The organism is Nonlabens sp. (assembly GCF_047636915.1).
Taxonomy (GTDB): Bacteria; Bacteroidota; Bacteroidia; order Flavobacteriales; family Flavobacteriaceae; genus Nonlabens.
Genome location: NZ_JBLIGN010000062.1, coordinates 1 through 15595 on the forward strand (window position 1 = coordinate 1; position 15595 = coordinate 15595).

The 15595-nt window shown below is 38.1% G+C and carries 12 protein-coding genes; 4 read left to right on the forward strand and 8 right to left on the reverse strand.

The window, feature by feature from the left end; translation table 11 throughout:
* From ACJAT0_RS09595 to ACJAT0_RS09615, 5 genes are all read right to left on the reverse strand, one after another.
* On the reverse strand, positions 1 to 1528 hold a 1528-nt coding region (locus ACJAT0_RS09595; protein WP_415181474.1), incomplete at its 3' end, for a protein-disulfide reductase DsbD family protein.
* The gene (gene tilS / locus ACJAT0_RS09600; RefSeq protein ID WP_415181475.1) at positions 1525 to 2853 is read right to left on the reverse strand and encodes a tRNA lysidine(34) synthetase TilS; all 1329 of its coding nucleotides are present in this window, start codon (positions 2851 to 2853) and stop codon (positions 1525 to 1527) included. The genes ACJAT0_RS09595 and tilS, both read right to left, overlap by 4 nt.
* A gap of 9 nt (positions 2854 to 2862) precedes the next feature.
* The gene (locus tag ACJAT0_RS09605; RefSeq protein WP_415181476.1) at positions 2863 to 4179 is read right to left on the reverse strand and encodes an anthranilate synthase component I family protein; all 1317 of its coding nucleotides are present in this window, start codon (positions 4177 to 4179) and stop codon (positions 2863 to 2865) included.
* Positions 4180 to 4338: 159 nt separating this feature from the next.
* Positions 4339 to 5739 carry a dihydrolipoyl dehydrogenase gene (lpdA, locus tag ACJAT0_RS09610; protein WP_374002811.1) on the reverse strand — a complete coding sequence of 467 codons (1401 nt, stop codon included), beginning with the start codon at positions 5737 to 5739 and terminating at the stop codon, positions 4339 to 4341.
* A gap of 431 nt (positions 5740 to 6170) precedes the next feature.
* Positions 6171 to 7445, reverse strand: coding sequence for an NAD(P)/FAD-dependent oxidoreductase (locus ACJAT0_RS09615; RefSeq protein ID WP_374002812.1), 1275 nt, complete (start codon positions 7443 to 7445; stop codon positions 6171 to 6173).
* A gap of 576 nt (positions 7446 to 8021) precedes the next feature.
* On the opposite strand from ACJAT0_RS09615, the gene ACJAT0_RS09620 reads away from it, so the two are divergent.
* Positions 8022 to 8516, forward strand: a complete 495-nt coding sequence (locus tag ACJAT0_RS09620) for an RNA polymerase sigma factor (protein ID WP_415181477.1) — start codon at positions 8022 to 8024, stop codon at positions 8514 to 8516.
* A 4-nt stretch (positions 8517 to 8520) separates the two neighbouring features.
* The gene (locus ACJAT0_RS09625; protein ID WP_415181478.1) at positions 8521 to 9168 is read left to right on the forward strand and encodes a hypothetical protein; all 648 of its coding nucleotides are present in this window, start codon (positions 8521 to 8523) and stop codon (positions 9166 to 9168) included.
* A gap of 534 nt (positions 9169 to 9702) precedes the next feature.
* Here ACJAT0_RS09625 and ACJAT0_RS09630 read toward each other — a convergent pair.
* The 3 genes from ACJAT0_RS09630 to ACJAT0_RS09640 form a co-directional block, all read right to left on the reverse strand.
* Complete coding sequence (locus tag ACJAT0_RS09630) at positions 9703 to 9873, reverse strand: hypothetical protein (RefSeq protein ID WP_415181479.1); 171 nt, start codon at positions 9871 to 9873, stop codon at positions 9703 to 9705.
* A gap of 346 nt (positions 9874 to 10219) precedes the next feature.
* Positions 10220 to 10807: a porin family protein gene (locus tag ACJAT0_RS09635; RefSeq protein ID WP_415181480.1), complete on the reverse strand. Its 588-nt coding sequence runs from the start codon at positions 10805 to 10807 to the stop codon at positions 10220 to 10222.
* 135 nt (positions 10808 to 10942) lie between these two features.
* Positions 10943 to 12094, reverse strand: a complete 1152-nt coding sequence (locus tag ACJAT0_RS09640) for a vWA domain-containing protein (protein WP_374002817.1) — start codon at positions 12092 to 12094, stop codon at positions 10943 to 10945.
* Positions 12095 to 12297: 203 nt separating this feature from the next.
* Here ACJAT0_RS09640 and ACJAT0_RS09645 point away from each other — a divergent pair, with 203 nt between their 5' ends.
* Positions 12298 to 12840 (forward strand): inorganic diphosphatase, encoded by a 543-nt coding sequence (locus ACJAT0_RS09645; protein ID WP_374002818.1) that lies wholly within the window; start codon positions 12298 to 12300, stop codon positions 12838 to 12840.
* Between the two features lie 827 nt (positions 12841 to 13667).
* The coding region (locus tag ACJAT0_RS09650) for a DUF5686 and carboxypeptidase regulatory-like domain-containing protein (protein WP_415181481.1) at positions 13668 to 15595 on the forward strand (1928 nt) is incomplete at its 3' end.

The window sequence follows — 15595 nt, forward strand, 5'->3', positions numbered from 1 at the left end:
TAATTTTTAAAGGCGCGCCCCATAAACCAGGAATCATATAAATGGTAAAGGTGAGCACGACCAGACCCAGCAATAATCTACCTACAGAAATAGGAGCCTCTGGACCGTCGTGTGGCAATTTAATTTTTCCCAATAAATATAAAGCAAGCGCTCCAAAAATAGCGATCCAAATAGCTAAGAACACTTCGCGTTCTAAGATATGTGTTTGATACACTAAATCTGCTGCTGATAAGAATTTAAAGGCTAGTGCTAATTCTAAGAAACCTAATACCACTTTTACCGTGTTCAACCAACCACCTGATGCAGGCAGCGAATTCATCCAACCGGGGAAAATAGCAAACAAGGCAAATGGTAATGCGATGGCCAGTGAAAATCCAAACATACCTATCACAGGAGCAAGTCCGCCTTTTGATGCTGCTTCTACAATAAGCGATCCTACAATCGGACCTGTACAAGAGAAGGAAACAATGGCTAAGGCCAGTGCCATAAAAAATATTCCAGCGATTCCCCCTTTATTGGCTTTTTCGTCTGCTTTATTAGCCCAAGATTGGGGCAATGTAATCTCAAAAGCACCTAAAAACGAAGCGGCAAAAACGACTAATATTAAAAAGAAGGCCACGTTAAAATAGACATTGGTACTCAACTCATTCAAAGATTCTGACCCAAAAATAGCGGTGACCACCGTCCCTAATAACACATAAATAACAATAATAAATACGCCATAAAGCAGCGCATTGGAAATACCTTTTGCCCGTGTTTTACTCTGCTTGGTAAAGAAACTTACCGTAAGCGGGATCATAGGAAACACGCAAGGTGTCAACAATGCTGCAAAACCAGAAAGGAAAGCAACAATAAAAATAGTCCAAAGACTGCGGTCCTTTTTTTCTTCTTCTTTTTCTTTTTCTAATTCGGACTTACTTTTTTTTTTATCCGCGCCCTTCTCTTTTGTGTCGGCTTTAGGACCTCCTTTTAAAGGAATATCAGCTTCTGGTGCGCCCACCGCCAGCATAGGGTCTAATTCTTCATCTAGGTACTTTTCAATAATGCCATCCGCACCGAATGGAACGACAGCATTGGGATCTAATTTAAAAGTAAGTGCTCTACCCGTGGGCCTTAAGCATCTTTCTTCATCACAAGTCATGAAAAACACCTCAGCAATGATGTATTTTAAATCGGTATCCAGTAGCTTAATTTTTTGTTTGAAAATGGCAGCGTCAGAAAATTGATAGACATTAAACTCCCAAACTGAGGAGTAGGCCGCATAAGAGCCGGTTTCCTTATTAATGCCTGTCAATTCTATTTTATCCTCTACCCCATAAAAACTCAGAGTAGTGGGAATAGGACCTGCATCTTTTGACGTAGATGTTTGCGAATACAAATGCCACCCTGGATCGATAGCCGCAGTGGTTATAAGTTCATATTCTGTCTCAGATAGTTGAACCACTTCAGTAGACCAGGACGTAGGATCTTCTTGAGCGGTTACTTGTAAAAAAATGAGGGCTGTTAAAGCAATAAGGAGCTTTCTCATGGGTTTTGGGTTATTTCTATAATAGAGGTTGTTTTACTTGTAATTTTGTGGTGCTTGCTGGCTCTTATTCCTACCAACCATATGATGTTGCTACCACTTATCAATACTACTACTTTTTCTCGTTCTAAAGAAGGAATTTTGTGGTCCGTTAGCAGATCGCTTATCAATTTACTGCCTTGCATTCCATAAGGCATCATGCGATCTCCATGCTTCCAAGTTCTCAAGATCAAAGGCCATTTTATTTTATTTGTGTCTAATAAAATTTTATCTGTCAAATTTAAAGACTTTAAGTATCCCAATGCATCTTCTGAAACTAACGTTTTCAATTCCAGTTTTACGTCTTGCATAGCGATAGTTCTGGATCGCTGATCAATTTCAATATAAATAGCTTCTGAGGTAGCGGTTGTACTTAAAATTAAAACATCCCGCTCCTTTGTCAATATCTTAGTGCCTGACCGAATATTTTTACCGTTTTCAGCCTCTAATAACACCATGGCATCTGGAAGGTTAAAGTGGTACTCTTTGAGAAGTTCGTACAGATAAGCCTCCGGATGTACCGTTGCTTTTAAGGACGCGATATGTATTTCTAGGAGGCCAGAATTGGTGTTTGTTCCGCTTTCGCGAAAGCGTGCTACGGCAGTATCTAACAACAATTCAGAACCTTTAAGATGGTGTAAAGTATTGGAAAAGTTGGTTTTTAAATGCGGTAATGCCTTATGCAAGAGAGGAATCACATCATGTCGCAATTCATTGCGGAGGTACTTAGTGGCGCTATTGCTGCTATCTTCTCTCCAGCTGATATCATTTTCTGTAGCAAATTCAGAAATTTGATCTCTTGAAAAGGGCAATAAAGGTCTCGCTATAACTCCATTACGCGCTCTTATTCCTGTCAATCCATGAAGTCCAGCACCACGACCTAAATTGATTAAAAAAGTTTCTAATTGATCATCCAGATGGTGGGCTACAAGTATAGAACTATAATTTTGTTGTGCTGCGATGCTATCAAATGCTTCATACCTCAAAGCTCTCGCAGCCATTTGAATAGAGATGCCTCTCGACTGAGCAACCTGTTCTGTTTCAAATGATTCCAGATGGAAGGCAGCATCAAAATGCTGTGCCAGATGTTCCACAAAAAATTGATCTTCCTCACTTTCTGTACCTCTAAGATTAAAATTACAGTGAATCAAATCAAATTTGATATCTAATTGAGCTAATAAATGCGCCAAAACAGTACTGTCTTTCCCGCCACTTATCGCAATAGCCACTGGAGCCGAAAACAGTTCGGGAAAGTGACTTTTTATATGTCTTTGAAACGCTGCTAACATACCGCAAATTTAATCAAAGGAAATCCCTTGTTGCTTCAAAACATCAATTAATGCATTGGCTTTTAAAAAACACTCTTCATACTCCTTTTCGGGAACAGCAGCGGCAGTAATAGCGCTACCTACTGAAAAAGAAAGGGTTTTCTTTTCTTCATTATAGAGTACCGTCCTGATGACCACATTAAAATCAAAATCATCTTGAGGTGTAAAATATCCTATAGCACCGCTGTACAAACCTCTTTTAAAAGACTCCTGTTGCTCTATGATTTCCATCGCACTAATTTTAGGTGCGCCCGTCATGCTTCCCATAGGAAAACTGGTCTTGATCGCCTCCATACTCGTATATTTTTTATCCAGTGTTGCCGTCACGGTACTGATCATTTGATGGACCTGCTGGAACGTATACATACCAAATAATTCTTCCACGACTACACTTCCTTTTACCGCTGTTTTAGAAAGATCATTGCGCACTAAATCAACAATCATAACGTTTTCAGATCGCTCTTTAGGATCGTTCAACAGTTGTTGTTTCAGTGCTTCATCTTCGGCGGGTTGTAAAGATCTTTTGGCAGTTCCTTTTATAGGCTGAGAAACCAACTGTTCTCCTGTTTTCTTAAGATAACGCTCAGGACTGGCGCTTATCGCATAATACGGACCCCACTTTGCATAAACAGCAAAGGGTGGCTCACTGATGCTATTCAAATCATAAAAAGCTTTTTGAGGGTTTAATTCCACCTCGTGAGCATAAAATTGAGTGCAAAAATTGGCCTCGTAAATATCACCTCTGTGAATATGATCCAAAAAGTTTTGTGCTTTTTTAAGATAGTCTTCTTTCGCATCTCTAGCCTGCAAAATAACCTTGTTATCACGAGTTTTTAGATCGCAAATAAGATGCGTATCTATGTTCTGAATTAGCTGTTCTACTGCTGTCTGTGAACTTATAAAAGAATGAACTTTCACTTCCCTTTCTGAGATTTCAAAAACCAACTCTGGAACAAAAAAACACATATCTGGAAACTCTAAAATATCCTGATGCTTGCTCTCTAATTCTTCCAATTCATTTTTAAGATCGTAACTCAAAAAACCAAACATCCAGTCTTTATGGGTTGCTCTAAAAGCTTCTAATTGTTCAAATGCATTTCCAGCAGTGGCTGTTAGAGTGGCTACAGCACCTGCTCCAATCAATGTCGAATAGGTATCGTATTTGGTATTGCTCTGATTACTTTCTAAATAAATCAGGTATTTTTCAGCATCGTAAAACGACACTAATTTCTTTTTAAATGCTGCCGGATTAACTAATGGAAATTGATGAATTTCTCTTTGTTTCATAAGGTGTCAAAGGTAACTGTTAAACCATAGGAATCTACTGGATGAAAGAGTTCCTCTTCCTGTAGATTCCAAGCATAATTACTGGTAAATACATAGAATCTGCCATCAAAAAAGCCGATTCAAAAGGGAATCGACTTTAAGCATCTGAGTTCCTACCTGCTATACGTGCAGCGCTCTGTCTTCAGTAGCAGCAAGTGCTGCTTCTTTCATCGCTTCAGAATAGGTAGGATGCGCATGTGACATTCTTGCAATGTCTTCTGCACTCGCTCTAAATTCCATAGCAACAACTGCCTCAGAAATAAGGTCGGCTGCTCTGGCTCCTATGATATGAACTCCTAAAACCTCATCCGTTGTTTTGTCGGCTAGAATTTTTACCAGTCCATCGGTATCTCCAGAGGCACGAGATCTACCCAATGCCTTCATAGGGAATGATCCTGCTTTGTAAGCAACTCCTTCCTCTTTTAACTCCTCTTCTGTTTTACCTACACTAGCCACCTCTGGCCAAGTGTAAATGACATTGGGGATCAAATTGTAATTGATATGTGGTTTTTGACCAGCTATTGTTTCTGCCACAAAAACCCCTTCTTCCTCTGCTTTATGGGCGAGCATGGCACCACGGACTACATCTCCTATCGCATAAATATTAGAAACATTGGTCTGTAAATGTTCATTTACATCTACGTGTCCACGTTCATTGATTTTAACTCCTGCAGCAGTGGCATTTAGTTTATCTGTATAAGGACGCCTTCCTACAGAAACGAGACAATAATCTCCTTCAAAGCTCACTTCTTCTCCTTTTTTATTTTTGGCCGTTACCTTAACGATATCGCCATGGCGTTCTACCTTGTTGACTCCATGAGACAAGTGGAATTTCACCCCTAGCTTTTTAAGAACTTTCATCAGTTCTTTAGAAAGAACTTTATCCATTATAGGAGTGATGCGATCAGCATATTCAATAACCGTCACCTCAGCTCCTAATCTTTTATACACTTGTCCTAATTCAAGCCCTATCACACCACCGCCTATTACGACCATGTGTTTAGGGATTTCTTTTAAGGAAAGTGCTTCTGTAGAAGTAATTACTCTTTCTTTATCTACTTTGATAAATGGAAGTGTTCCTGGCTTTGAACCCGTTGCAATAATGGTGTTCTTTGCTTCAATCGTTTGTGATTTATCGCCATCTATTTTAATGTGTGTGGCATCGACAAAAGATCCCATACCAGTAAAGACATCAATCTCATTTTTCTTCATCAGGTATTCAACACCGTCACAGGTCGTATCTACGACTTGCTGTTTACGAGCGATCATTTTTTCAAAATTGATCTTTATTTCTCCCGGAATCTCAATCCCATGATCTTCAAAATGCTTCATAGCATCGTCATAGTGATGAGAAGAATCTAAAAGGGCCTTTGAGGGAATACACCCTACGTTAAGACAAGTCCCACCTAAGGTGTTGTACTTTTCTATAAGGGCAGTTTTCATGCCTAGTTGTGCACAGCGTATTGCGGCTACATAGCCACCAGGTCCAGAACCTATTACTGCAACATCATACGTACTCATAAGAGTTGGTTTTTGTTAAGAATTGTAATACAAAGATAATCAAGCAGCGCTTATTTACGGAGGCGATTTAGTTTTATTTGGGAAGGAATAGAATCAACATATGGACCGTTTTTATCCGGCAATGGACAGGTTCATTTTTTTGCCTGTTGAGCAATAGGAGCAACTGGTTTTTAGTTACCAACGGTAAAGAAGGAATTCACTGTTTTCCACACAAACCACAGCTTCTTATTTTTTTTACAACATAAATACCGCTGGTGCCCTAGTTTTTTACGAATTTTGATACTCTTTCTTCCTCACTAGAATAAAAAGCCTTTCCTAAGTGCCTCACAGAAGCTGGTGCCAAGTACCTGTGTAATGCCTGGAAGTAATGAGCGTGTTTGTGATAGTTGAGAAGCTGGAATTTGGTTCCTCTTTTTGGGTTCACCACTCACTTATTTTTTTTGATAGGGTCTTATGATCACACGTGCTGCACGGTCAAAATTGAAGTAATTATAAACCCAATTCAAAAATACCACCAGTCTATTTCTAACACCTACTAAGAAAAATAGATGGACACCCAACCAGGTGATCCAAGCTAGGAAACCGCCTAGAGTAAATGATTTTATATCTGCGACCGCTTTGTTTCTTCCTATGGTAGCCATACTGCCTTTATCCCAATAGGTGAATTCTTTTAATGGTTTGCTTTCCATCATGCGCTTAAAGTTTTTCACTAACAACTCTCCTTGTTGAATGGCTGGCTGAGCTACCTGTGGATGACCTTGTGGATACTCTGCTGTTCTCATTAAAGCAATATCTCCTATGGCAAATACATGATCATAACCTTCCACCCTATTCCTGCGATCTACAAAAAAGCGTTGCGATCTTTGATCCAGGCATTCTTCTCGCATTCCTTTAATAGGGTTCCCTATAACACCTGCGCTCCAAATAAAAGTAAGCGCTTCCACTTTAAAATCGGTATTGGTCAGTACTGTTTCATTGTCATAATTTTTCACCAACACATTAAGATGCAAATCGACACCTAAGTTTTTCAAATACTTTTCGGCCTTTTGAGATGCTTTTTCACTCATACTAACCAGTACTCGATCAGCACCATCTAGTAAATGTATCTCCATATGATCTGGGTTTAGATCTGGATAATCCTTTTTAAGAATTCCTTTTTTAAATTCTGAAAAAGCCCCTGCTAGTTCTACTCCTGTAGGTCCAGCTCCAGAAATAACAATACGCATCAACTTCTTTTGCTCTCTTACATCATTAGTAAGCGTTGCTTTCTCCAGGTTTTGCAACATGTAACTTCTTATATTAAGCGCCTGAGGAACCGTTTTCATAGGCATAGAAGATTCCTCTATGTTCTTGCTGCCAAAAAAATTGGTTTTTGTACCGGTTGCAATGACTAAGTAATCAAATGAGACATCTCCTACTGAAGTTTTAAGAATCTTTTCTTCCGGCAGGACAGAGTCAACTGTTGCGAGGCGAAATATAAAATTATTGCGGTCTTCTACAAGCCCGCGTAATGGAAAGGCAATAGAATCTGGCTCTAGACCGCTTGTAGCCACTTGATACATAAGTGGCTGAAAATTGTGATAATTATGACGATCTATAAGTACCACTTGAAAATTTTGTTTGGTTAGCTTTCGCGAAAGCGAGACCCCTCCAAACCCGCCGCCTATTACTATTACTCGTGGCAAATCTGACTGTGGTATATTCATCCTAATTAATTTTAACAAAGATAATTTAGAACACGGCATTTACCTGCCGATTAAGCTACTTTTCTTGCGATTTAAAAACTTTATGGAGTTCCTATCTTTCTTTCTCTGTCTTATCAAGCCTCAGAACAAGTATGGTGTACCTATTTGACATTCACAATAAACTTATTTTGCTAAACGATATCGTTATAGTTCTGATTCTAACGCATATGCAGAAAAATTAAAAGGCTTAAAAAGCTCGTAAAACGCGATCACTTTTAGAATTTGTCCTTCAGCATTCAAGTCAAACAGGTTTCCTATAGGATGAAAAGGATGTCGTTAGGTGCCTCCATATCACCTCTAGATATAAAACAAGGCTGGTACATGCAGCCCTAAAAATAAATACTCTTTATTATTTAAATTCTTGTTCTTGTACCTACTTGCTTTACTTTTAAAGCTCGAGTGTCACTATACATTATCCTGTACCTGTTTTTAAGAGACATAAGATTGCTTTACTTGTATAGAGCGACTAAGTTTTTCAGGTATCGTGTAACGTTTCCAAGAAACCAATGACTTATTTAGCAACCATTCCATTACATAGTGAGTAAAGAATTAGAAGAAGAATTTGTAAAACAACTGGATGATAATCAGAATATAGTGCATAAGATATGCCGTCTATATACTAATGATCAACATGCGCATAATGATCTTTTTCAAGAAGTAACGGTTCAATTATGGCGTGCTTATCCCAAGTTTAGAGGAGATGCAAAATTCAGTACGTGGATGTATAGAGTGGCATTGAATACCGCTATCACACTCTATCGAAAATCTACTAGAAGAGTCAAAACTCAAGATTATGAGTCGGTACAATTTAAGATAGCAGACCGACAAGAAGAAGACGAACAAATGGAACAGCTCACCTTATTATACGGTGCGGTAAAACAATTAAACGATATAGAAAAAGCACTTGTTTTTCTATATCTAGAAGATAAGAATTACAGAGAAATATCAGAAACGATGGGGATCTCTGAAGTCAATGCGCGAGTGAAGATGAACAGGATTAAAACAAAATTAACTAATATTATTAATCCATAAAACAATGGATCAACTAGATATACTCAAACAAAACTGGCAATCGCAAACTAGCGATGCGCCTCGATTTACAAAAGATCAACTAGGGGCATTGCTTGCAAAAAGATCTTCAAGTATTGTAAAGCGGCTTTTTATTATCGCGGTAATAGAGTTTGCTTTCTTTATAGTTTTAGGAATGGCCTCTCATCTTCATAATCAGAATAGCGATATAGATGTTATAGGACAGATGGGAAAACTATTTTATTACGGTTCTTCCCTATTGCATTATGTAGTTATTTTTATTTTCATATATCTTTTCTACCAGAATTATAAAAATATATCCACCTCTCAACCTACCAGAAGTTTAATGGATACTATTCTAAAAACGAGACGTACTATGACATGGTACATCTGGTACAACTTGACTTATATGATGGTAGTAGGCATGATCGCAACGGTTATCATTATACCTAAGGACCCTGAAATTATAAAGTTGATGGCTACTCCTAAAATGGCAGGTCATGAAACAGCCTTTTATTTGATGGTTTTAGGAGCTTCTTTCGTGGTGTTCTTGATCGTTTGTATCATCATGTATTTGATTTACCTATTGATATACGGTATCCTGCTCCGTAAATTGAAGCGCAACTACCACGAACTGAAAAGAATGGAAGTATAGTGACCTGCGATGATGGTCTCGTCGCAGTTATTTCAATCACTTTTAAGCATCCCTATTACAGCGCATCAAGTCAATTTTACATCAATAATTTTGATTTTATAGGAGCCTAAAAAAGCCTTTAGATCAAAATAGCAGAAGCTCTAATCATCGTTTTTTTAGATAATAATGATCCCATTTTTATTCTCCGAGCGTCCCTTTATGTATTCTCTTATCAGACACTAATAAAACATTATAATTAAAAAAAAAAAAGGGTAGAGCTCAAGTGACATCCTTTTTAATTTTAGATATCTATAGAATCAATTGATTTTTTTTTATTTTAACAAGGCTGCAAATACAAGTATAGCAGGTATTACAGAGGAATTTTTCAACGAATAAAAAAGGAAAAGCGAGTGCCGAGCTCTTTCGGCAAAGCAATTTATAACGGCCTTTAATGTTCCTTTTGATATACGTCTGCAGGCAGCTTTCCATAAGTAACTTTGTCCGCATGTAAAAGCACCCTTTATAAGGAGCTGTTAGTGTATCAAAAGGAAGCGTTTACTCTTCTCGAATCAAAACAACAATGTTGTCTTCCGTAAATTCTAACCGCATTTGATTTTCAAAACTACTTGCTAACTCCATCTCATCATCGCTTATAAAGCTGATGATGCAGGCTAGTTTATTTGCTCTCCAAACTCCTGTTTTCCTATGATTACATCTCGTTCTCATAGATTTGCTTCTTGATTTTTTGATCCCTCCTATCGCCTCTCTTTCGATTGGTAAAAATTTTTTGCTTCCCAAGATCACATAACGAATACTTAAAGCGTGGTGTCCGTCAGTATCAAACTTAATAACCTCTGTGTCATCCGTATCCGCTCCTATTCATCTATCAGTGCATATACAATCTGCCTCTAGTTATGGCAATTACAAAACTGATATAACTAAAGCCATTAAGATCATTTGTTTGATTGACCTAAATTAAAAAGGAGCCATTGAGAGTATTTGAGAATAAAGCAAAAAAAAGGCGGCCTAAGGCCGCCTTTTTTTTTAATATTTCGTTTTTTAAAACATCCTACTAGAATTTGTACCCTACAGACAGATGAAGAGTTCCTGGAAGCTGGAAACTGTCTTCTGTAGAACTGTTTGTTAGAATGTCCGTAAACCCGTAAGTGAACGTGCTCTTAAAGTATAAATCATGTGCCCTTAGATCATAACCAAATCCGATGGTACCAGCAAAATTTGTATTTACTGTGTTTTCAATTTCTACAGCATCAGCATCACCTATGGACTCTTCTCCTTTAAGTAAAAAACCTATTTGTGGTCCAAAGTGAATACTAAAGTCTTTATAAGCGTAATATTTGAACTGAAGCGGTACATTTAGGTATTGTAACTTTATATCTGTATTTGCTCCTGCTGCATTTTCAAATTCTTCTCCTTCTACAGAGTACAACAAACTGCCCTCGTAAGACCATTTTTCAGCAAATGGGATTTCAACAACTCCACCAAGGTGAAACCCTAGTCTATTCTCTTCAATACCAGACCCACCTAAGTTCTCGACTTTTGAAAAGTTGACACCACCTATAACCCCATAGGAAAAGTCTTGTGCTGTTGCCGTAAAAGTCGCTAGAAATAAAGCAACTAAAGAAAGATAAATAGTTTTCATTTTTTCATTTTTGGTTAATCAGTTCAAATATATAAAAATGCTTTTGTTTATTTCGGTATTATTAAGAGAGATGTTTTTGGTATGATAAAATACCATACAAAGAATCTGTTTCCACAAACTCGCTAGCTCTAAGAGCTATCGCAACCTCTTTTTCCTGTTCGCTTCATAGTCTGTGAAAATCATCTCGCCTAGTCCCTGCAATCCAGTAAAGAACGCTTTTCCTTGATTTGCTTCTGTAAACTGATCTACAAAACGTTGTAAATAAGAGTCATTTGCAATCATAAAAGTCGTGATAGGAATGTGCAACCTTCTGGCTTGTGCTGCCATGGTGTAACATTTTTCAACTATGTATTCATCCAGACCGTTGGAATTCTTATAATACGTACCGTCTTTTAATCGCAAACAGCTAGGCTTACCGTCGGTAATCATAAATATTTGCTTATTGGTATTGCGTTTTCTTCTCAATATATCCATGGCTAGTTGCAATCCAGCCACGGTATTGGTATGATAAGGTCCTACTTTCAGGTACGGAAGGTCTGCTATTTTAATAGGCCACGAGTCGTTACCAAAGACAATAATGTCTAGCGTATCCTTAGGGTAACGAGACGTGATCAACTCTGCCAGTGCCATAGCCACTTTCTTAGCCGGCGTGATGCGGTCTTCTCCATAGAGAATCATGGAGTGAGAGATATCGATCATCAAGACCGTGCTCATTTGGGCTTTAAATTGAGAATCTTCTACGACCAAGTCATCTTCTGTGAGGTTAAAGCTATCCATCCCATTATTGATCTGTGCGTTGCGCAAGCTTTCTGTCATAGAAATGCTATCCAGTCCATCACCAAATCTATACGGACGGAAATCACCACTATGCTCATCTCCTTGTCCTAATTTACCGGTTTTATGATTCCCACTGGCACCTTTGCGCATGTTACCAAATATCTGATCCAATGCATGTTTGCGCAGTAATTGCTCGGTTTTTGCCGTAATAGTAAAGCTGCCCGGACGATCACCTTCGCCTTCTCCACCTTCTTTATTTTCATCAGAGGAATCAAATTCTTCTTTTATGTAACCACGTGCTTTTAAATCTTCAATAAAATCGTCCACCGTATATTCTGAAGTCGTAAGCTTGTATTCCTTATCTAATTCCCTAAGCCAATTTATAGCCTCGTCAAAATCTCCCGATGTATGGGTGATTAATTCTTTGAAAATATCAAAGAGTTTTTCAAAAGGATCTTTTTCCTTCGGATTAAAAAATTCAAACTTAAAACCTATTCTTTCTTGCATCATGTTTTAAAAGTAAAGTACAAAAAGATAATACGGATTGTTCTTTACGAATTTAACATTGGTTTGTGCTTATAAGGAAGTTTCGCAAGCGTTATCGCAACTTTAAAACAAATAAAATCTTTAAGTTTCCCATAAGTTAATGCTGTTTCGCTTTCGCGAAAGCGCAATACACACTATTTTTGCAACCGCTTAAAAATGCAATGAAAATGACTAAACACCCTTGGCACGACGTCAGTTATGGAGCAAATGCACCAGGACATGTAACAGGAATTATAGAAATACCAAAAAATACAAGAGCAAAATATGAATTAGATAAAGATTCTGGAATGTTAATTCTAGATCGTGTGATTTATTCTTCTATGTATTACCCTTCAAATTACGGCTTTATCCCACAAACTTATTGTGATGATGATGACCCACTAGATATTCTTGTTCTTTCCCAAATCGAGATTGTACCTATGTGCCTTGTAGAATCTAAGGTTATAGGTGTCATGCAAATGCTAGATGGTGGTGAAATGGATGATAAAATAATCGCTGTGGCTGCACATGATATGTCTGTCGCTCATTTTAATGATGTAAGCGAGCTTCCAGAATTTTGGAAAAAAGAAATGCGTAATTTCTTTCAAGACTACAAAAAATTAGAAAACAAAACGGTAGAAGTAGAAGAGTTTCAAGGTCGTGAAAAAGCATTGGAAATTGTAAATCAAGCTATTGCAGATTACAAAGTAAAATTTGCCGATAGAAAGTAAGGAACAGCTTCTCTTTAGTCCTATATAAAATCAGCTCCTATAGAGCTGATTTTTTTTTGTTTTTACACTAATTAACGGCCGTTTAAAATAAATCATGCCGTGATACGCTCCTGTTTTACGGTGAAACCTTTTAACCATTTGTTCCTTTTTTAAAAGTCTCTTTGTTCTGCTAAAACTGGAATGGTTCGTATTTTTTTCAAACAAAAGTGCTGTATAATTCCTTGCTGCTGATGTGACTGAACTAAATTCTTGCGGTGTATAAAGTTTCCAGCACCTCTGTGCTTTACCCGCAAAAACCTGTGCCACTGGACTTGCCCACTACTGGATGACTCATCTTCCATCAACTCCACGTGTTACCTGCAATTTTTATAGAAAAGGAGCTTTCCTAGAAGTTTGTCCTACCGCTACAAAAAGCTATCGCTTGAGAATTCTCCAAATCAATGGGACTAAATTTCTCTCCATCACTATCGGTAACCATCGGGATCAGAGAACTGTTGAACCTGTGCTGAGACCACCTTCACTATGGTTCTCTACGTATCCTAGTATCGAGAAACATAGACGGAACCAGAATGTAATTTTAGATTGTTGGAACTTAAAACAGAAGCTTTTACGGCACTTTATAAAAAGTTTGCAACGCTGTCACCTTAGTGTATTAGGGAATCATACCCATAATTTTAAAGCAGAGAGCGCCTGTTTTGTAATAAAATTAAAAAAAATTACAAAATCAAGCAACTTTTTAATAAATTCATCGTCTTTATAATAGAGAAAGGGCGCTGCCACCAGCTGTGTCTCCACCTGTATTAATGTGCACTCAAACCACCAACCCGATGAATTTTATTACCAAAATCGCTAGTAGCTTTATTATTGTTTTGTTCGTTTCCTCTTTCGCAAAAGCGCAATTAACAGGAACATTAACCGATACAAATAAAGAGCCTATTCCTTTTGCATCCATCTATATCAAGGGAACCTACAATGGAACGACCACCAATCAAAATGGTAGTTACACCCTCCAACTAGATGCTTTTAAAACCTATAACATCGTTTATCAATCGCTAGGATACCAACCAAAGACCCTGTCTATAAACTTTTTGGAAAACGGGCAGGTTCAAAGTGTAGCTCTAGAAGAAGAAGTAGCATCGCTGGATACTGTGATCGTCAACTCTAATGAAAACCCCGCAAACCGCGTTATCCGAGAAGCGATTGCAAACAGAGAAAGCAACCGCAAGAAATTCTCTAGTTATAAAGCAGACTTCTACTCGCGCGGGTTGTGGCGTATGGAAGATGTGCCAGAAAAATTCATGGGACAAGAAATAGGCGATCTAGAAGGCTCACTGGATACTTTATCGCGCAGTGGAGTGATTTACCTGTCGGAGACCGTTTCTAAAATTGCCTATGAAGCACCTGATAATTTTAAGGAACGCATTATAGCCAGTAAAATTTCTGGAGATGATAACGGTTTTAGTGCCAACACCGCTGAGGGTGCTAATTTTGATTTTTACAACAACAACATAGACTTGAACAACCGCATCGTCTCTCCTATCGCCGACTATGCCTTTAACTATTACAAATACAAATTGCTAGGTACCTTCTATGATGAGAACAAATTCTTGATCAATAAAATAGAAGTGATATCTCGACGTCCTAAAGACAATACGTTTAATGGTATTATTTACATCGTAGAAGATCAATGGACCATTTATGGTCTAGAATTGAGCACACTAGGCGAAAACATCAATGTGCCTGTGATCGAGAAACTGACCTTTAATCAAGACTTTACCTATGAGCCTAGCAGTGGCGACTGGATCAAAAGGTCGCAGAGTATTGATTTTAAGTTTAGCTTCTTTGGCTTTAAAGGAACTGGTAGGTTTATTGCAAACTATACCAACTACGATTTTAAACCAAGCTTTGATAAAAAATCATTTGGCCCAGAAGTATTGAGTTTTGAACTCAATGCCAATAAAAAAGACAGCACCTACTGGAATCAAAAACGTCCGGTACCACTTACGCTAGAAGAGAATAAGGAATATATTAAAAAAGACAGTATCGCAACGGTACGCAACGATCCCAAATACAAAGACAGTGTAGATCGAGTGAATAATAAATTCAAGTTGCTATCGCCGCTCACTGGCTATTCGTATAGCAACAGCAAGAAAAACGAACGTTTTAGTTACGATGGATTGATCGATCTGGGTTCTTTTAAAGGATTCAATACCGTTCAAGGATATGTAATAGGAACTGGTTTTAGCTACTCCAAAGGTTATGATGAGGATTACAACCGCAGTTTATATATCAACACAGACATTAATTATGGCATCTCTGACGACAGGTTGCGCTACACGGCAGAGGCCACTTATAGATTCAATAGAACCAACAGAAGAACCCTATCTATGTCTGCGGGAACTGAAGTTAGGCAAATCAACAACTCTGAACCTATAAGCACCTTAGAGAACAGCATTTCCAGTCTCGCCTTTGAACGTAATTTTGCTAAATTCTACGAAGTAAATTTTGCTGGTGTCGCTTATTCTGAAGAAGTGTCTAATGGCTTTTTTCTAAGCGCAGGTTTGAATTATGAACGCAGGCAGCCGCTTAACAATACGACAGATCAAGTATGGTTTACACAAAGTGATGTGAGTTACACAGATAATGATCCTGTAGCTTTAGACAACAACCGATTTGCTCCGATTACGGAGCACGAGTTGTTTAAAGTAGGATTGGGACTTACCATATATCCAGGGCAGAAATTTCAAAGCTATCC